The sequence below is a fragment of the Pseudomonas plecoglossicida NBRC 103162 = DSM 15088 genome (assembly GCF_000730665.1).
In the GTDB taxonomy this organism is placed as follows: Bacteria; Pseudomonadota; Gammaproteobacteria; order Pseudomonadales; family Pseudomonadaceae; genus Aquipseudomonas; species Aquipseudomonas plecoglossicida.
This window is the reverse complement of the sequence record NZ_BBIV01000025.1, coordinates 58,279-76,677: the sequence shown is the minus strand read 5'-3', so window position 1 is coordinate 76,677 and position 18,399 is coordinate 58,279. Positions and strand designations below refer to the sequence as shown.

14 protein-coding genes are annotated in these 18,399 nt (G+C 65.9%); 4 read left to right on the top strand and 10 right to left on the bottom strand.

Going from position 1 to position 18,399, the window contains the following annotated elements:
- Positions 1-78: 78 nt before the first annotated feature.
- The 4 genes from PPL01S_RS15885 (at position 79) to PPL01S_RS15870 (ending at position 4,994) form a co-directional block, all read left to right on the top strand.
- Positions 79-1,413 carry an aspartate-alanine antiporter-like transporter gene (locus PPL01S_RS15885; RefSeq protein WP_028624916.1) on the top strand — a complete coding sequence of 445 codons (1,335 nt, stop codon included), beginning with the start codon at positions 79-81 and terminating at the stop codon, positions 1,411-1,413.
- Positions 1,414-1,860: 447 nt separating this feature from the next.
- Positions 1,861-3,183 (top strand): OmpP1/FadL family transporter, encoded by a 1,323-nt coding sequence (locus tag PPL01S_RS15880; RefSeq protein WP_042156226.1) that lies wholly within the window; start codon positions 1,861-1,863, stop codon positions 3,181-3,183.
- A gap of 51 nt (positions 3,184-3,234) precedes the next feature.
- On the top strand, positions 3,235-3,903 hold the full coding sequence (locus PPL01S_RS15875; protein WP_016395118.1) for a DUF3313 domain-containing protein: 669 nt from the start codon (positions 3,235-3,237) through the stop codon (positions 3,901-3,903).
- Positions 3,904-3,980: 77 nt separating this feature from the next.
- Complete coding sequence (locus PPL01S_RS15870) at positions 3,981-4,994, top strand: AraC family transcriptional regulator ligand-binding domain-containing protein (protein WP_016395119.1); 1,014 nt, start codon at positions 3,981-3,983, stop codon at positions 4,992-4,994.
- Here the strand turns inward: PPL01S_RS15870 and PPL01S_RS15865 are convergent.
- From PPL01S_RS15865 to PPL01S_RS15820, 10 genes are all read right to left on the bottom strand, one after another.
- Positions 4,991-6,625, bottom strand: a complete 1,635-nt coding sequence (locus PPL01S_RS15865) for a mechanosensitive ion channel family protein (RefSeq protein WP_028624918.1) — start codon at positions 6,623-6,625, stop codon at positions 4,991-4,993. The genes PPL01S_RS15870 and PPL01S_RS15865 overlap by 4 nt on opposite strands.
- A gap of 55 nt (positions 6,626-6,680) precedes the next feature.
- Complete coding sequence (locus tag PPL01S_RS15860) at positions 6,681-9,209, bottom strand: fused MFS/spermidine synthase (RefSeq protein WP_028624919.1); 2,529 nt, start codon at positions 9,207-9,209, stop codon at positions 6,681-6,683.
- Between the two features lie 145 nt (positions 9,210-9,354).
- Complete coding sequence (locus PPL01S_RS15855) at positions 9,355-10,923, bottom strand: arylsulfatase (RefSeq protein WP_028624920.1); 1,569 nt, start codon at positions 10,921-10,923, stop codon at positions 9,355-9,357.
- A 105-nt stretch (positions 10,924-11,028) separates the two neighbouring features.
- Complete coding sequence (locus PPL01S_RS15850) at positions 11,029-12,033, bottom strand: HAD family hydrolase (RefSeq protein WP_028624921.1); 1,005 nt, start codon at positions 12,031-12,033, stop codon at positions 11,029-11,031.
- A 30-nt stretch (positions 12,034-12,063) separates the two neighbouring features.
- Entirely contained in the window at positions 12,064-13,374 is a 1,311-nt protein-coding gene (locus PPL01S_RS15845) for a BatD family protein (protein ID WP_028624922.1), read from the bottom strand.
- The gene (locus PPL01S_RS15840) at positions 13,371-14,957 is read right to left on the bottom strand and encodes a VWA domain-containing protein (RefSeq protein ID WP_028624923.1); all 1,587 of its coding nucleotides are present in this window, start codon (positions 14,955-14,957) and stop codon (positions 13,371-13,373) included. The genes PPL01S_RS15845 and PPL01S_RS15840 overlap by 4 nt, the downstream gene beginning before the upstream one ends.
- Positions 14,954-15,955, bottom strand: coding sequence for a vWA domain-containing protein (locus tag PPL01S_RS15835; RefSeq protein WP_028624924.1), 1,002 nt, complete (start codon positions 15,953-15,955; stop codon positions 14,954-14,956). The genes PPL01S_RS15840 and PPL01S_RS15835 overlap by 4 nt, the downstream gene beginning before the upstream one ends.
- On the bottom strand, positions 15,942-16,439 hold the full coding sequence (locus PPL01S_RS15830; protein WP_028624925.1) for a DUF4381 domain-containing protein: 498 nt from the start codon (positions 16,437-16,439) through the stop codon (positions 15,942-15,944). Before PPL01S_RS15830 ends, PPL01S_RS15835 begins: the two co-directional genes overlap by 14 nt.
- Positions 16,436-17,386, bottom strand: a complete 951-nt coding sequence (locus PPL01S_RS15825; RefSeq protein WP_016395128.1) for a DUF58 domain-containing protein — start codon at positions 17,384-17,386, stop codon at positions 16,436-16,438. The genes PPL01S_RS15830 and PPL01S_RS15825 overlap by 4 nt, the downstream gene beginning before the upstream one ends.
- An 11-nt stretch (positions 17,387-17,397) precedes the next feature.
- Positions 17,398-18,372: an AAA family ATPase gene (locus tag PPL01S_RS15820; RefSeq protein ID WP_016395129.1), complete on the bottom strand. Its 975-nt coding sequence runs from the start codon at positions 18,370-18,372 to the stop codon at positions 17,398-17,400.
- Positions 18,373-18,399 lie beyond the last annotated feature (27 nt).

Genomic DNA, 18,399 nt, shown 5'->3' with positions numbered 1-18,399 from the left:
CTGAACATTTGCTGACAGGCGTGGCCGCCTTTGCGTTTGTGCGCATACTCAAGCAGGTCTGGACCGAAGGAGCGTTCGATGATCGACCTGGCCCTGAGAGCGTTGCGCACCAACCCGGAAATAGCGGTATTTCTCGCCATTGCCCTGGGTATCTTGCTGGGCCGGGTAAAGCTGGGCAGCTTCCACCTCGGCTCGGTGGCCGGGGCGCTGCTGATGGGTCTGCTGATCGGCCAGGTCGGCCTGCAGGTGCCACACGAACTCAAGTCGGTGTTCTTTGCCCTGTTCATCTACGCGGTCGGGTTCAAGAGCGGCCCGGAATTCTTCGGCAGCCTCAATCGCGGCACCCTCAAGCTGGTGCTGCTGTCGGTGGTGCTGTGCGCCACCGCACTGGCGGTGATCCTGACGATGAACGCCGTCTATGGTTTCGATGCAGGCTTTACCGCCGGCCTGGGCGCCGGGGCCCTCACCGACACCGCGATCATGGGCACCGCCAGCAGTGCCATCGCCCAGTTGCCGATGGACGAGGCGGCCAAGACCACCCTCAACAGCCACATGGCCGTGGCCTACGCCATCACCTATGTGTTCGGTACCGTCGGCCTGATCGTCTTCGTCGGCAGCCTGGCGCCGCGCCTGCTCGGCGTCGACCTGCGCGCCAGTGCCCAGGAACTGGAGCGTGAACTGGGCATCGAGCGCAACGAAGACGCCATCAGCATTCCCTACACGCGCATCGTGGTGCGCGCCCATCGCCTGGGTGCTGCCACGGCCATCGGGCTGAGCATTGCCGACATCGAGGCGCGGCACCCGTCACTGAGCGTCGAGCGCATCACCCGTGGCGGGCAAGCGTTCGAACGCGACCCCGCGCAAGTCCTGGAATGTGGCGACATCCTCGGCATCTACGCCCTGCGCGAGGCCGTCAGCGACCTTCACGACTGGATCGGCCCGGAGGTCGATCACCCCGACAGCCTGTCGTTCCCCACCCGCAGCGCGGACATCGTGCTGACCAACCGGCACCTGGCCGGTCGTACCCTGCACCAGGTCAAGGCAGCGCTGACCGGTGCCGAGCGCATGGGTTGCTTCCTGACCGGCATCACCCGCCAGGGCCTGCCCCTGCCGCTGCTGCCGGAAACGGTACTGCGCCGTGGCGATGTCATCAGCCTGACCGGGCGCGCCGCCAGCGTCGAAGCCCTGGCCGCGCAGATAGGGCGCATCCGCCAAGCGAGCTACCGCAGCGACATTGCCCTGCATGCCCTGGGGCTGGTGCTGGGCTCGCTGGTGGGTCTGCTGTCCACCCACATCGGCATGATCATCGAACAGGCCGGCAGCAATACGCCGGTCATCGGTTTTACCGTCTGTTATGCGGTTTCCAACGTATTGCTGGCCGTTTGCGGGCCTATCATCATCGCCTTTGCCTGACTGCTGAAAGGTATAAGCGGAAAACTTCCACAACAGTTCATTGCTGGACAACCTGGACAAACTTGCCGGTTGTCAGGTGTCGTCTAAAGTACTTATTCCAAGCCCACGGTTTGCTTCTTATTCAATTTCGTTCGGATGTCGCGAAAAGAGCATACGCGCAAGCAGGGCATGAAGTTGAACGCAGCTAATCTGCCTGGGTCGCTTCAAGATTTTGCTGGTAGCTACCGCACGGTACAGCACGTTAGTCCAAAAGGAGTTTGTGATGAAATTGAGTGCTAAATCGTTGAACCGTGACCGCCACCTGGAAAAACCTTCACGCCTGTGGCGACTGGGCCGATCGTCACGCCTTGATGTGTGATCCAACAGCGGCAGGGCCTCGGCCCTGCCGCTGTGCCACCGAGGCGAATGGACATCGACAGCGACGGCATGGGCAGCGGAGTAACCGACATGAACCTTTATCCAAACGCCTCGGCACAGGGCGCCAATGCGGGGTCGCCTGCCAGGCTCGCGTCGGCCGTGGCCCTGATCACCCTGTGCCTGGGCAACCCCGCCTGGGCCGGCGGTATCCTCATCTATGAAGCCGGCCAGGAAGGCAACGGCCTGGCCAACGCCGGCTCCGCCGCGCTGGCCAACGACCCCAGCGTGCTGATGAGCAACCCGGCGGGCATCACCCGGCTCAAGGGCACCCAGCTCAGTGCCAACGCCCAGGTAATCCTCGGCGACCTGCGTTTCTCCCGCGACAGCAACAACCAGTTCGACGGCAACGAGGGCGGCAATTCGCTGCAATACCTGCCCGGCGCGAGCCTGTTCGTCAGCCACCAGATCGACGAGCGTTCGGCCATCGGCTTTGGCATGTACGGCAACTTCGGCCTGGCCCTGGATTACGACGACGACTGGGCTGGCCGCTACTTCACGCAAGAGGCCGCAATCATCGGTGTGTCCTTTCAACCGACCTTGGCCTACAAGTTCACCGACGACCTTTCCATTGGCATCGGCCCGCGGATCATGCTCGGCTACTACCGCACCGAAATGGCCATCAACAACAACCTGCTGGGCCTGGCCGACCGGCCTGACGGACAGCTGGAATACAAGGACACCGATGTCGGCACCGGCGTCAACCTCGGCCTGCTCTATCAGGTCGATGCGCGCACCCGCGTGGGCCTGGCCTACACCAGCAAGGTCAAGCTTGAGTTCGAAGACAAACCGCACCTCAAGGACATCGACAACCCGCTGCTCAACGCCGCCCTGCGTCGCCTGGACGTGGACTCGCTGGAGCTCGACCTCAACGTGCCGCAGACGGTGACCTTCAGCGTCGCCCATGAACTGGACGACCAATGGACCCTGCTCGGCAGCCTCAACTGGCAGGACTGGAGCGAGTTCGGCGACGTCGGCGTGGAAGTCGACAGCAACGCCGGCGGCACCAGCCGCACGGTCGACCGCCAGTACAAGGACACCTGGCACGCCTCGGTGGGCGCACAGTACCAGGCCACCCGGCAATGGCGCTGGAGCCTTGGCCTTGGCTACGACAGCTCGGCCGTGGACGACAAGGACCGCACCGTCGACAACCCCATGGGCGAAGCCTGGCGGCTGGCGGCCGGGGTCAATTACCAGCTCGAAGAAGGCCTGGACCTGCACATGGCCTACACCCTGGTCTGGCTCGGCGACATGGACATCGAGCAGACCAAGGCACGCTCTGGCAAAACCCTTTCGGGCAATACTGAAAACAGTGCGCTGCACATCCTGGGGGCTGGCGCGACCTGGCGTTTCTGAGGCACGCTTCGCGGCTGCAGGACATCGATCATCGTAAGAAGGAGAAGCTGCATGAATACCAAGTCGTTAGCTGCATCGCTGTGCCTTGCAACGCTCATGCTGCAAGGCTGTGCCAGCAAGTACGTGGAGTCCGACCAGTATTCGGGCTTCCTCAAGGACTACAGCATTCTCAAGGAAGGCGAGTCGCCTTCCGGAGCACCGGTGATGCGCTGGATCAAGCCCGGGATCGACGCCAAGCGCTACAGCAGCGTCTACATCGAACCGAGCCAGCTCTACCCGAAACCGCAACCGACCGAGAAGGTGCCGCAAGCCACCCTGCAGGGCATCACCAACTACTACGACCAGACCCTCAAGAACCACTTCTCCCAGGTACTGCCGCTGGCCAAGAGCCCAGGCCCGCGCGTCCTGGTAGTGCGCCCGGCGATCACCGCCGTCAGTGCCCAGACCAAGAGCCTGCGCCCGTATGAAGTCATCCCGATCGCGCTGATCGCCGCCGGTATCAGCACCGCCACCGGTATCCGCGACCAGGACACCAGCATCGCCACCGAAGCCGCATTCCTCGACGGCGAGACCAACCAGGTGGTGGCCGAAGTGGTGCGCAAAGGCGCCGGCACGGAGCTCGAGAACTCGTCCCAGGTCATGCAGGCCAAGGACGCCAAGGCTGTGCTCGATGGCTGGGCCAAGGACATGGTCAGCTCGTTCCAGTCTCTGAGAAAGTAAACCGCCCCACCCCACTGCAGGGCCGAGCCTGCAGTGGGGCGTAGCACTTCCACGCTCGGCCATCGAGGCGCGATATCATGGACAGCATTCGCGGCAGCGCTCTGCTGCATTTCGATCAGCTACTGGCCGAGCACGGCGCACTGCAGCAGGACTTTCTGGCCCCGCTGCAGATCGGCCTGGATGTGGTCGGCAATTATGGCAAGACCCTGCCCTATATCAGCGTCGTGCAATTACTCGAAGGCAGCGCACAGGCCCTCAGCCTGCCGCGCTTCGGCCTTGAACTCGCCTTGCGCCAGGGCACGACACTGGTCGGCCCGCTGCGCCACCTGGCGGTCTCGGCACCCACTGTCGGCCACGCCCTGGTGGCCGTGATCCGCTACATGCGCCACTACAGCCCGGCCATTCAATTTCGCCTGGAACATCGCGCCGGCCAGGCCCTGCTGTACTTCGACAACGGCCTGCCCGGCTCCGAGCAGACGCCACAGATCGTCGAAAAGTCGGTCATGGGCGCCAGGTTGCTGATCAACGAACTGCGTGGCACGCCCCTGCGCCCCCGCGCCGTGACCTTCCGCCACCAGGCGCTGGGCGATGCGGCGGGCTACCTGCGCTACTTCGACTGCCCGGTACTGTTCGGCCACACCCACAACAGCCTGGTGCTGGCGGCAGACGTGCTGGAGGAGACCTGCGTGCACCATGACCCCGACCTGCACGCCATCGTCCGCCATTTCCTGGAGAACCAGGCCCTGCCGTGCGACAGCCTGCTGGCCTCGGTAGAGCGCAAGATCCAGATGCTGCTGCCTGCTCAACGCTGCACCCTGGAACAGGTGGCGATGGCCCTGGACATGAACCCGCGCACCCTGCAACGCCACTTGGCCTGCGACGACATCGAGTTCGAGGACTGTCTGGACGCCATCCGCCGCCGCCAGGCGCAGCAGATGCTGCGCAAGACCAGCCTGACCGTGGGGCAGATCGCCAGCGAACTGGGCTATCGCCGCACCACCTCGTTCTGCCGCGCGCACCTGCGCTGGTTCGACCTGACGCCGCTGGAGCACCGCCGGCAGTACGGCGACTTGCAGATCGCCAACCTCTAGCCCGGCTGGTCGTCCGGCTTCGTGGAAGGATCGCGGGCCGGAGCGGCGAACCATTTTTCCCGTGGTACCCGCTTCTCCTGCGCCGGATCACCCAGGTAATGCGGCGACATGATCTGCACGCCGTACTCGTTGAACACATCCTGGATGTTGGCATGCAGCAGGCTCAGCAGCTCCGCTCTTGGCCGCGGCTCGCTGGGCACGGCCTGGGCCACCAGGCGGTACTCCGGGTAGAAGTCCGACAGCCCGGTCTGGAACACCTGCGGCCTGGGCTTGGCGACAATACCTTCGGTACGTTCGGCCGCCTCCACCAGCATCGCCTCGACCTGGCGCCACGGCGTGTCATAGCCGATGGTGACCACGGTATCGACGATATAGCCCTGGCCCTGGACCACGCGCGAATAGTTGCGCGTCACCGAGCCTGTGATCATCGAGTTGGGCAAGGTCAGCACCTCGCCCAGCCCGGTACGGATGGTGGTGTTGAACATGCCGACTTCGGTCACCGTGCCTTCGTTGTCGCCCACCCGCACGTACTCGCCGGCCTTCAAGGTGCGCGAGTAGGTCAGGATCAGCCCCGCCGCGGCCTGCCCGACCACGCTGGAAGCCCCCAGGGAGATCATCAGGCCGAGCAGTACCGACAGGCCCTTGAAGGCATCGGTGCCCGAGCCTGGCAAGTACGGGTAGGCCATCACCAGGGCGAACAGCCAGATCGCCAGCGAAGTCAGGCGGGTGGTCGGCTGCAGGGTTTCCTCGGTCAGCCACTTGACTGTGCCCGGGCGGGCGATACGTTCCAGCATGCGCCGGCTGAAACCGCTGATACCCCGGGCGATGAAGAAAATCATCACCGCCACGGCAATGCCGGGGATGGCCTGCAGGATGCCGTGCAGCAAGTAGCGCAGCAGATCGAGCAGGTGCACGTTGAGACTTTCACCCCACGGCCGGGTATAGGGGAACTGCGACAGCACGAAGCTCAGCCACTGGTAGCTGAACAGGAAGACCACCACCCAGTACACCAGCCGCAGCAGGCGATCGGTCAGGTAATACACGTATTGCATGTCGAACAGCGGCAACTGGCCGACGCGAATCTGCTTGGCGCGTTCGCGCATCAACTGCGTCAGCACCCCGCGCAGCTTGCGTCGGCCCCAGTTGGCGGCCTTGATCAGCCCCACGAAGATCACGGTCACCAGTGCCGACCAGCCCAGCGCCTTGAGCAAAAACCGTAGGCTGCGCGCTTCCCCGGTTTCTTCCACCACCTGGCGCAGTTCTGCGGCGGCCTGCTCGGCGGCCAGGCGCGTGTCACCGCCATTCACGCCCAGGTCCAGCGGCGCGACGATGAAGGCACGATGGCCGCCGAGCAGCACCATGTGGCTGTTGAGAATCTTGTCGACACTGACCTGCAGGTCGTCGTTGCCGCGCAGGGCCTCCTCGATCACCGCCTTGGCTCGCTGCACGCGTGCTGCCGGGGTTTCGCCAAGCAGCGTGGCATTGAACGTGAAGATGCTGCGATTGGCGATGACCAGCTCGGCCGGATCGGCGGGTACGCCATCAGCGTTGCTGCCGGCTGTGTCACTGCCCTGCCCCACCGCGGGCAACAGCAGCAGCCACACCAGCAGCAGGCGAAAAAGGTGGTTCATTGCACACTCCCTGGGCACACGGACGAACGGCATTCCTCTAGTGATAGCACAGGGTTCACTGGCGTGAGCCCGGCCCCAGGAACCAGCGGAAATAGGGGTTGTCGCCGTCGCTGCGGGCCAGCTCGCGGGCCTCCACCGCCCAGGCCTGGCGGTTGCCGTTGTAGGCATGCAGGCTGAGGCTGTAGAAGCGCTCGAGGGCCCGCCAGCGGTCGTTCACCGCGCTGGCGAACGCAGGCTCGGCGCCCTGCAATGGCGGCGCCCCCCTGAGCGCCAGCAAGGTCGGCAGCACCCGGGTGATTTCCCGTGGCCGTGCCCAGCCGGCGTACTCGATGCGCGGCTGGTCATCGGTCACCGGCAAGGCATTGGCGGCGAAACGCTCGAGGCCGGCGCGATCGGTGATCCAGGTCGCCAGCAGCGCCTGCACCGAATCCACCCCGACCTCGGCCAGGGCCGAGGCCACCGGTGCTTGCGCCAGGCGTTGGCGAATCCGCGGCACATCCAGCTCCATGGGCTGCAGCGAACCGATCAGGAGCATTTCGTGGAACTCGGTCGACCACAGTGACGCATGGGGGAATACCTCGATGAAGCTGCGCACCAGGGCGCGGCTGTCCTCTTCGTTCTGGGTCGGCAAGGGCAGCCACTGCGCCACCAGCCCGCCGGGTTGCAGGCGCGAGGCGGCCAGCTGGTAGAAGTCGCGCGAATACAGGTTGACCACGCCGGCGGCCGAGGGTGGCGGCGGCTCCAGGGTCACCAGGTCGTAGCGCTCCTCGCTGCGCAGCAGTTCGCGGCGGCCATCGCGCAGGCGGATATCCAGGCGCGGGTCGGTCACGGCGGCGAAGTTTCCGGCGAAGTGCGGCGCCGCTTGCAGCACCTCGGGCAGCAGTTCCGCCACCACCGGGCGCTCCAGCCCTGGGTAGCGCAGCATCGCCCCGGCGGTGATGCCGGTGCCGAAGCCGATGACCAGCGCCGAACGCGGCTCGCCACGGTGGATCAGCAACGGCAACAAGGCCTGCAGGCGCATGTAGCGCAGCGATGGCATGGCATCGCCGGTGTTGGACACGCCCTGGATGTACAGCCGGCTGAAAGTCTGACCCGGGCGCCCCTGCTTGACCACGGCGACGGTACCGCCCTTGCCCTCGTGGTAGTAAGTGAGCTGCCCGTTGCGCGCGCCGGGCAGCAGTTCGGCCAGGCGCTGGGGTGGTGTGAGGAAGGTCACCAACAACGTGGCCGCCGCCGTGGCGATCACGCCGAGGGTTGCCGGGCGCCCCACCCCGTGACCCCGCCACACCGCCAGCAGGCCGACCAGCGCCGCCAGGCCGGCCAGCACGCCCAAGGCGCGCACCAGACCCAACTGCGGCACCAGCACGAAGCCGGTGAGCAGCACACCGACGATGCCACCCAAGGTATTGAGCGCCACCACCGCACCCACATCACGCCCCACATGGCCACTGTCCACCACCAGGCGCAGGGCCAGCGGGAAGGCGGCGCCCAGCAGGGTGGTCGGGAGCAGCACCATGCACAGCGCAGCTGTCGCGAAACGCGCACACATGCCGACCAGTTCGCTGCCGAACAGCTGCAAGGCGAGCATTTCCGCCTGGGTCTGCGCCAGCACCAGCCAGCGCCCGAGCCCGGCCAGCTGCAGTAGGGCCAGCAAACCGGCCAACGCGATCAGCAGGCCGAACAGGCCCCAGGGATCGCGGATACGGTCGGCGCGCCGGGCATACACGGCGCTGCCAGCGAGCAGGCCACCCAGGTAGGTGGCCAGTACCACGGCGAAGGCGAACGCCCGGGTGCTCATGAACGGGACGATCGACTGGCTCCACACCACTTCGTAACCCAAGGCGACGCCACCGGCGATGCAGTACAGGCCAATGGCGAGCCGCGCCTGCGCACTGCGTGGGGTCGACGACGGCGTGGCTGGTAAAGGCAGCGCAGCATCGCGGCGCCGCGCGAACCAGGCACCCAGGGCGGCCAGCAGGTTGAGTGCAGCCGCTGCGCAGGCGCTGCCGGTGACGCCCAGGTGGGGCAGCAGCACAAACGCTGCCAGCAAGGTGCCGGCGATGGCGCCTGCGGTGTTGGCCGCGTACAGCCGGCCGCCCGCCTCTGCCAACTGCCCCGTGGCGGGTGCCAGCGCGCGTACCAGCACAGGCAAGGTCCCGCCCATGAGCAAGGCAGGCAGCCCGACCAAGGTGAACGGCAGCGCCCAGGCGAACAGGCCGGCGCTGCCTTCAAGGCGCGCAAACGGCCCCGCGGCATTGGCCAGGGCCAGCGTGGCGCCGATACCCAGCAGGGCCACGGCCAGTTCCAGGCACACATAGAGCATCACCGGGCGCTGCAAGCGGTCCGCCCAGCGCCCGAACAACAGGCCGCCCAGGGCCAGGCCTGCGAAGAAGGCACTGATGCCGGTGGCCACGGCGTGCACTTCCACGCCGACCACCAGCGACAGTTGTTTGATCCAGAGGACTTGATAGACCAGGCCGGCGGCGCCGGAGAGGAAGAGCAACGCTGCCGGCACCAGCACCGAAAGATGTGCCTTGGCTCGCGGTGAGTCGGTGACTGCGGAGGATACTGCTGGTGATGCCATGCACGAAGCCCTTGTCAGGTGAAGGTTGAGCACTGCAAAAGCCCTTTGCCTTGTGGGAACCGGCTTGCCGGCGACAGGGCCCGAACAGGCTGGCCCTATCGCCGGCAAGCCGGCTCCCGCAGGGATCGTGCAAGCGTTCAGCGGGTCACTGCTTGTTCATCTTCTCCTCGATCTTCTTGTCCACATCGGCACGGATCTGGTCGATGCTGAAGCTTGCAGGCCGCTGGCTGGGAGGATAGTCGACGAATGTCTGCAGGAAAGCGGCGGCCTTCTTGATGCCGTTGAAGACAAGGTAGTCGTTCTTGGTCAGCCAGTCGTTGTACTGGTCAGAGACCACATCGGCGCGCTCGTACGGGTCCATGCGCAGGTTGAACATCTTCGGAACCCGCAGACACGTGAACGGTTCGCTCCAGACTGCGAAGCCACCGGGCGCACGTTGCTCGCAGAAGACGATTTTCCAGTCGCCATAACGCATCGACACGAGTTCGCCATCATCGTTGAAATAGTAGAACTCGGAGCGAGCGCTCTTGTCGGTCTTGCCCGTGAGCATGTCGAGTTGGTTGAAGCCGTCCAGGTGGACCTTGAAGTTCTTGCCCCCCACATCGGCGCCCTTGAGCAAGCGGTCCTTGATATCGGTATCGCCGGTTGCCGCCAGCAGGGTCGGGAACCAGTCGAGCCCGGACATCATCTGCGTATTGATCGTGTCAGGCTTGATCTTGCCTGGCCAGCGCACCATTGCCGGCACCCTGAAGGCACCCTCCCAGTTGGAGTTCTTTTCATTGCGGAACGGGGTAGTCGCCGCATCTGGCCAGGACCACTGGTTCGGGCCATTGTCGGTGGTGTAGACGACGATGGTATTGTCTGCGACCTTCAGGTCGTCCAGGGTCTTGAGCAGCTTGCCGACATCGCCATCATGTTCCAGCATGCCGTCGGCATAGTCGTTGCCGACCATGCCGCTCTGCCCTTGCATCGACTCGCGCACGTGGGTGAAGGCGTGCATGCGGGTGGTGTTCATCCAGACGAAGAACGGCTTGTTGGCCTTGACCTGCTTGTCGATGAAGTTGATCGCGGCCTGGGTGGTCTCGTCGTCGATGGTTTCCATGCGTTTCTTGGTCAGGGCACCGGTGTCTTCGATCTTGCCATCGGCGCTGGACTTGATCACACCGCGTGGTGACGCCGCCTTGACGAACTCTGTGTCGTCTTTCGGCCAATAAGGGCGCTCCGGCTCTTCTTCGGCGTTCAAGTGGTAGAGATTGCCGAAGAACTCGTCGAAGCCATGGTTGGTGGGCAGGTATTCGTCACGGTCGCCCAAATGGTTCTTGCCGAACTGTCCCGTAGCATAGCCTTCGGCCTTGAGCGCCTGAGCAATGGTCACGTCCCGCGCCTGCAGCCCGACCGGTACGCCGGGCATGCCGACCTTGGACAAGCCGGTGCGCAGCGCCGACTGGCCGGTGATGAAGGTCGACCGCCCTGCCGTACAACTGTTCTCGGCATAGTAGTCGGTGAACAACATGCCTTCCCTGGCGATGCGGTCGATGTTCGGCGTCTGGTAACCGACCACGCCCTTGCCATAGGCACTGATGTTGGTCTGGCCGATATCGTCACCGAAAATCACCAGGATGTTCGGCTTGTCCGCCGCATTGGCCAGCCCTGCCGCTAACGTTGCCGTGGCTGCGAGGGCAGCCATCGACAACCATGCTCTACTGGACTTCATAGCTACGCTCTCCGTTTCATGTCACTGCTGTCGTCCACGACTGCGTGTACCAGGGTTGCTGGCGGTTCGCCCGGCCCCGTACGCCTGCGGTTGGTTTTTGAATCCTCATGGCGCCTCGAAGGGGTACACACGACGCCACTCACTGGCCATGTCCACCACCGTCCAGCCCTTGGCCTGCGCCTGGTCGAGGGCCTTGTCCAGGCGCCCGACCTTGCTGGTGCGGTCATAGGCCCATTCGCGATGGGCGTCGGTGTGGTGCACCAGGCCGGCAAAACGCCTGCCCTCGCCCGCCATGGTCCACTGCAGCATCTGCAGGTCGCCATCGGAGTTGCCGAACGCCAGCAGCGGCCGGCGACCGATGATCGAGTCGATGCTCACAGGCTTGCCCGGCCCATCGTCGTTGTGCACGACCTTGGGCAGGCGTTGAACGCTCGGTTTGCCCTGCTGGTCCTGGTAGGTGGCACCCAGCGTGGTGCCAATCACCTGCTCGGGGGGAATGCCGTACACCTCTTCGGCAAAGGCCCGCATGAAGGCCACCTCGCCACCGGAAACGATGTAGGTCTTGAAACCGTGCTCGCGCAGGTAAGCCAGCAGTTCCAGCATCGGCTGGAACACCATTTCGGTGTAGGGCTTGCCCGTGCGCGGGTGGCGGGCACTGGCCAGCCAGCTACGGCTGCGGGCGATGAAGTCTGCAGTGCTCATGCCCGAATGGGTCGCGGCGACGATCTTGAGCATGCCGTCCATGCCCTGGGCTGCCAGTGCCTGGTGGTCGTTCTCGAGCACCGCCTTGAACGGTTGCTGCGTGCGCCATTGGGGATGCTCGGGGGCCAGGCGCCTGACCTCGTCCATGGCGAACAGCACCTCGAAATACAGCGGTTGCTCGCTCCACAGGGTGCCGTCGTTGTCGAACACGGCGATGCGCTGGCCCGGCACAACATAGTCCGGGCCGCCTTCTTGAGTGACCGCTTCGACGAAGGCCACGATGGCGCTGCGCGAAGACCCTTCGCGCCAGGACGGCAGAGGGTCCGCCGCCTGGGCCAGCGCCGGCAGCAGCAACAACAACAGGTAAAGCAGGCCACGCTGGGCAATGTGGGCCTTTGATTCGCGCATGCTGTGCTGTCCTTACCTGAATGAGCAGTCTCAGGGATTCAGATCATGAAGCCCGTGTCTTTTCGAAGCAGTGGCCTGGCCCGTTGCTGGCCCCTGGCGCAGGCGCTGCATCAGTTTCCTGCGCTCACCCGAGCTGAGCCCGTGCTCAGCTTGGGCACCATAGCCAGCCTCGAAAAAGGCTAGCAAATCGTGCTCCGAATGCTCGGCCGAGGGATGTTCACTTGACGACAGGGTGCGCCGCCCCGCGCTGCGCCGCACCCACAGGTACAGGCCGTCCAGCCGCGCCGGCTGGCTGGCGCATTGCTGCCGCGCCCGGCGCCAGGCGTAGCCGGAGGAGTCGAGCCAGGCCTGCCGCCGCCTGGTCTGCCAGCGTCGCAACCACTGCCAGCTTGCCCGCCCCCATTCGCGGCCGCCCCAAGCCACGGCGCCCAGCACCAGCAGCAGTACCAGCAGCAACAGCCAGTGGCTGGCGATCCTGACCTGGGTGCCCTGGCCCAGTGCGCGTAGGTCTTCAGCGAGGGAGAACGGCGCCTGGTAGCTGCCTGCCTCGGCCACCACCTCCACCGCGGGCACCGAGGCCGTGTGCGGCTCGCCCGTGGCGGCATCCCACCATTGCACCTCGATGGCCGGCAGGCGGTAGTGCCCGGCGGAGTTGGCCACGTAGCTGACACTGTCCTCGCGCTGCCCCCCGAGGATGCCACCGCGACCATCGCTCAGCGGCGTGACGCTGGGCGTCTGCACATAGCGCTTGAGGCCATCGACCTCGGCAAAGTGCGGCGGTGGGATCAACATCGCCTGGGCACCGGGGGCGACGACATGCAGGCGTCGAGTGATGCTGTCACCGGCCCGCAACGGGCTGTGCGACGGCTCGATGCTCTGGGTCAGTTCCAGCGTCTGTGCGACCAGGCGCTGCTCGCCTGCCGTGCTGGCGGTGCCTTTGGCCTCGAACGACAGGGGCTGGCTGTGGACGGTCAGCGCCGCGCTCGCCTGGCCGGGCTGGACGACAAAAGCCAATGCCGGAATGCTGAAACGCTGCGCCGTGGTGGGAGTGATCTGGTAGCGATAGCGCAAGCCGAAGAAGGCCTTGCCGTCGAGTCGCTGGTTCAAGTGCTGGGCCTCGCCACTGGGCGGCGTCACCACCGCACCCGCCAGTTGCAGGGCCGGCAGCACCGGCGCGTCGGTGAACCAGGTGTCGACCAGCAGGTCGACCTCCAGGCTGACCGTGGCCCCGGTCATGATCGGCGTCGCCGGCACCAGCCGTGCCTGCACCCGCACTTCAGGCTCGGCCGCATGCACAAAGCCGGTGAGGCAACACAACATGAACAAGGCGCAACGGATCATGGTGCCTCCTTCGCGGCATCCTGCAACGCGAACTTGCGTTTGAGAAACTGCGCCGGCGAAGTGGTCAGGTTGTTCAGCCAGAGCTGGTCGGAGGCCGCCTGCGGGGTCTGTTGCTGCTGTTGTTGACCGCCTGCGGCGGGCGTCTGGTCTTCCACCACCTTGTCGGGTTTTTCATTGGGCGGGCTGGCTTCTTGCTGGTCCTCGTAGTCCTTGAGCAGTGCCTCGGCCAGCGCCAGGTTGGCCTTGGCTTCGGCAAACTGCGGCTGCAGGCGCAGGGCCTGCTGGTAGGCGGCGATGGCCTGCTCGAACTTGAACAGCCGCACGTAGCTGTTGCCCTGGTAGAACCAGGCCGGTGCCGTGTCGACCTTGCCCAGGCTGGTCAGCGCCGCCTGGAAATCGGCTGCCTGGTAGGCGGCGACACCTTTCCAGTAGGGGTCGTGGAAGCGCGCCGCCGCCTGCGGATAGTGCTCGTGGTCGAACGCCCAACGTCCTTGCTGGTCGGCGGTGAAAAACGCATCGGCCAGTGCCCCGGCCCGCGCAGGCTCTGCCGCCCCCCCCAGCAGCAGCGCCAGCAACAGGCCTGGCAGCCAGTTCACCCGCCAGCCTCGGCGCACGCTGAACAGCACCAGCAGCAACAGCGGCCAGCACAGCCAGTAGCCGGCATCCTTCCAGTGCAACTGGGCATCCAGGCCACTGGCCGCCTTGAAATGTCGCTGGGCATGCAGCTCGATCCAGTCCAGGTCATCGTCGTTCAGCGACAGGCTGCCCAGCGGCGCACCCGCCGCCTTGGCCAACCCTTGCAGGCCTTGGCTATCGAAATCGCCTTGTACCGGCCGGCCCTGGGCGTCGAGCCTGGGCAGGCCCTGGGCATCGCGCAACGGACCGCTGGACTGGCTGCCGACCGCCAGCACCAGCACCTGCAGCGGGCTGCCGGCCAGGCGCTTGGCAATCGCGTCGAACTGGCTGGCATCGGCGCCATCGGTCAGCAGCACCAGGCTGCCCGGGGCTTTTTCCGCATCCAGCAGCCTGAGCGCCTGGTCGATAGCCCCCAGGGCATCCTTGCCGGGCTTGCCCATCAGGTCGGTGGCCAGCGCCTGGATAAAGGTGTCGAGCAAGGCCGGATCGTCGGTGGCCGGCAACACCAGGTGCGCGCTGCCGGCATAGGCGACCAGCGCGGTCCGCGCACCGCCACGGCGCATCACCAGGTCGTGTAGGGTATGCCGCACGGCTGCCAGGCGGCTGGGGGGCACGTCATCGGCGTCCATCGAGGGTGACAGGTCCACGGCAAGGATCAGCGGCGCGCGGTCGTCGAGGAAATCGGGCAGGTCCTGTTCCCAGGTGGGCCCAGCGGCTGCCAGGGCGCCGAATATCAGAATCGCGCCCAGCAGGTGCACGGGCCGCAGCCGGCGCTTTTCCTGCGGGGTGATCAGCAAGTGCGCCACCAGGTGCGGGGCGATGATGCCGTCGAGTTGGCGGCGCAGGTCATGCCGACGCAGCCACAGCAGCGGCAGCAGCACACCGGGCAGCATGAGCAACAGCCACAGCGGCCGCAGGAAGTGGAACGCACCGAGGTCGAAGGTCATGATTGCGTCTCCACCGGTGCTGGCTGACGGCCTGCCAGCCTTGCCCGGAGCAACGCCAGCAACTGGCCGGCCAGCAACAAGGTCAGGCCTGCGCCCAGTGGCCAGACGAACAGGTCGCGTTTGGGCTGATGGCTGAAGGTCTTGACCTGGTGCGGGGTCAGACGGTCGAGGGTGGCATACACCTGCTGCAGTGCCTGGCGGTCGTCGGCGCGGAAGAACTGCCCGCCGGTGGTGCGCGCGATCGCCTGCAGGGTGGCCAGGTCGACCTTGGCATCACCGGTCGCCTGCGGGTCGCCGATGCCGATGGTATGCACCACGATACGGTTGTCCCGGGCCAGGCGCGCTGCGTGGTCGGGCGTGATGGCGCTGCCGGTGTCGTTGCCGTCGGTCAACAAGATCAGCACCTTCTCCGGGGTCTTGTCGGCGACGAGGGTCTTGATGGTCAGGCCGATCGCATCACCCAGTGCGGTGTTGGGCCCGGCCATGCCGATGCCGACCTCATCCAGCAGCATCAGCAGGCTGGCGTGGTCCAGGGTCAATGGCGCCTGCGGGTAGGCGCCGGTGCCGAACACGATCAGGCCGATGCGGTCGTCCTTGCGCTGGGCGATGAAGTCGCGCACCACCGCCTTTACCGCACTCAGGCGGTCGGTGCGCTCGCCCTTGGCGTTGGTGTAGTCGGTGGCCTCCATGGACTGTGAAATATCGATGGCCAGCATGATGTCGCGCATGGGTTGTTCGCGCTGGATCGGCCGCTCCACCAGCACCGGCCTGGCGCAGGCGGCCACCACCAGCGCCCAGACCAGCAGGTTGAGCAGCAACTGCCCTCGCCCGCCACTGGCGCTCGCATCGCCCGGCTGCTTGCCCACGGCACGGCTCATCGCCGAGAAGAATGGCACCCGTACTGCGCTGCGACTCTCCTGGTAGACACCCAGCATGCGGTAGGCCAGCCAGGCCAGGGGCAGCAACAGGAACACCCAGGGGTAATCAAACTGCCACATGGTGCCCCTCGATCCAGCTTCGGCTGGCGCTGAACACGGCGTTCACCTGCTGCGCCGGCAGGGCGAGCAGGTCGTCATCCGGGGCGTAGGCAAGCCGGTGCAGGGTATCGGCGAAATCCTCGGGCAACGGATGAGGCGAACGGCTGGCGAGAAACGCCTGCCAGGGCTCGCCGCCCAGGCTGGCCACGGGCGGTGCATCCGGCATCGACAAGGCCACCCGCTTCAGCAGCACGGGCAGCTCGCGCAGGCCGGCCAGGCGCGATTCACCCTTGGCACGGGCCAGTTGCTCGAGCCGCGCCAAGGCCTCGCGCCGGTAGCGGTCACGCTGCCAACGCCGCCAGCGCAGCACGCCCCACAGCAACACCGCGCCCAGCAGCAATACGGCCAGCACCAGCCAGGCCCAGGTCTGCGGCAGGTAGCTGAACGGCGGCGAGCCGGGCGTCAGTTCGTGCAACTGGTCGATGGCCGGAATCGGCGCACTCATCGCGGGACCTGGGCCAGACGGCCCAGCTCCCGGCGCAATTGCTCCAGGCTGTCATCGCCGGTGCTCACCAGCAGCAGCGGCACCTGGCTGCGACGCAGCAGCTCGGCGACATCGCGCAGGCGCCCGGCGAGGAACTCGCCCAACGGGCGGTTGATGCGCCGCTGGCCGACCTCCAGTTCCACCTGCTGTGCGCCCTGGGTCACGTTCAGCCGGCCCTTGTCCGGCAGTTGCAGGGCAATCGGGTCGTAGACCTGGATGGCGATCACGTCGTTGTGCTGTTGCAACTGGCGCAACAACGGCAGGGTGTCCGGACCAATGCCGGCAAAGTCGCTGATGATGCAGATCAGGTGGTCGTGGCCGGCCGAGGCCACGCAGCTGCGCAGCACCTTGTCCAGTTGCGCATCGTTTTCAGCGTCGGCGGCAAACGCCGACAACCGCTGGTTGGCCTTGACCACCGCACTGCACAACGCCTCGACCCGCGCCCGGCTGCGCAGCGGGCGCACGTAATCCACCTGCTGGTTGCCAAAGACCATGCCGCCGACCCGGTCCCCGGCATGGAACGCCATCCACGCACAGATCGCCGCGACCTGCGCGGCACTGACCGACTTGAAGTAGCGCTGCGAGCCGAAGTACATGTTCATGCGCTGGTCGACCAGCACCAGGGTGGGCCGGTCACGCTCTTCGGTGAAGGTGCGCACGAAGGGCTTGCCATAGCGCAGCGAGGCCCGCCAGTCGAGGTGGCGCAGGTCATCCCCGGGGGTGTAGTGGCGCAATTCGTCGAAACTCAGGCCACGCCCGCGCAACCGCGAGGCATGGTTGCCGGACAGGATGCTCGACAGCGGCTGGCGGGCGATGAAGCTCAAGCCTCGGGCACGCCCCTCCAGCGCCATCAGTTCAGCGAGCGAGGCATACACGAAGCCGTCGGCGGCAATGCTGTTCACAGGCATGGGCCTCTCCGTCAGGCGGGAATGGCCACCTTGTCCAACAGCCGGTCGATGACCTGGTCGGCGCCCACGCCGTCGGTGACCGCGTCGTAGGACAGTTGCAGGCGGTGGCGCAGTACCGGGTGCACCACGGCACGCACATTGTCCGGCGAGACGAAATCCTGGCCGTTGAGCCAGGCATGCGCCCGGGCCACCCGGTCAAGGCTGATGCCACCGCGCGGGCTGGCACCGATGCTGATCCAGCGCGCCAGGTCGGCGTCGTAGTCGGCGGGATGGCGGGTGGCGTTGACCAGGTCGATGAGGTAGCGGTCGATGGCCTGCGCGACATGCACCTGAGCCACCTCGCGGCGGGCATCGAAGATCACCTGCTGGGCCAGGCGCGCGGGCTCGGTCGAACCTTCATGGCTGGCCTGGTCCTCTTCGCGCACCAGGCGCAGCACCTGAGTTTCGTCTTCCGGGTTGGGGTAGTCGAGCTGCACCTTCATCAGGAAGCGGTCCATCTGCGCTTCGGGCAACGGGTAGGTGCCCTCCTGCTCGATGGGGTTCTGGGTCGCCAGTACCATGAACAGGCCGGGCATCGGGTAGCTTTGCCCGGCCACGGTGATCTGCCGTTCCTCCATGGCCTCGAGCAAGGCCGCCTGGACCTTGGCCGGGGCGCGGTTGATTTCGTCGGCGAGGATGACATTGCCGAACAGCGGGCCGGGCTGGAAACGGATGCTGCTGCCTTCGGCCGTCTGCTGCAGGATCTCGCCGCCGGTGATGTCCGACGGCAACAGGTCGGGGGTGAACTGGATGCGCCGCATCTGCGCTTCCAGGTGCGTGGCAAGGGCTTTTACCGTGCGCGTCTTGGCCAGGCCCGGGAGGCTTTCGAGCAGCACATGGCCGTTGGCGAGCAGGCCCAGCAGCACATGGCGAATGGTTTCGGCCTGACCAAGGACCTTCTGCGCGACCGAGGCTTCCAGGGCCTGGACGTGTTCATGGGTGTTCACGGGGCAATGGATCCTGGTGGGGGTTGG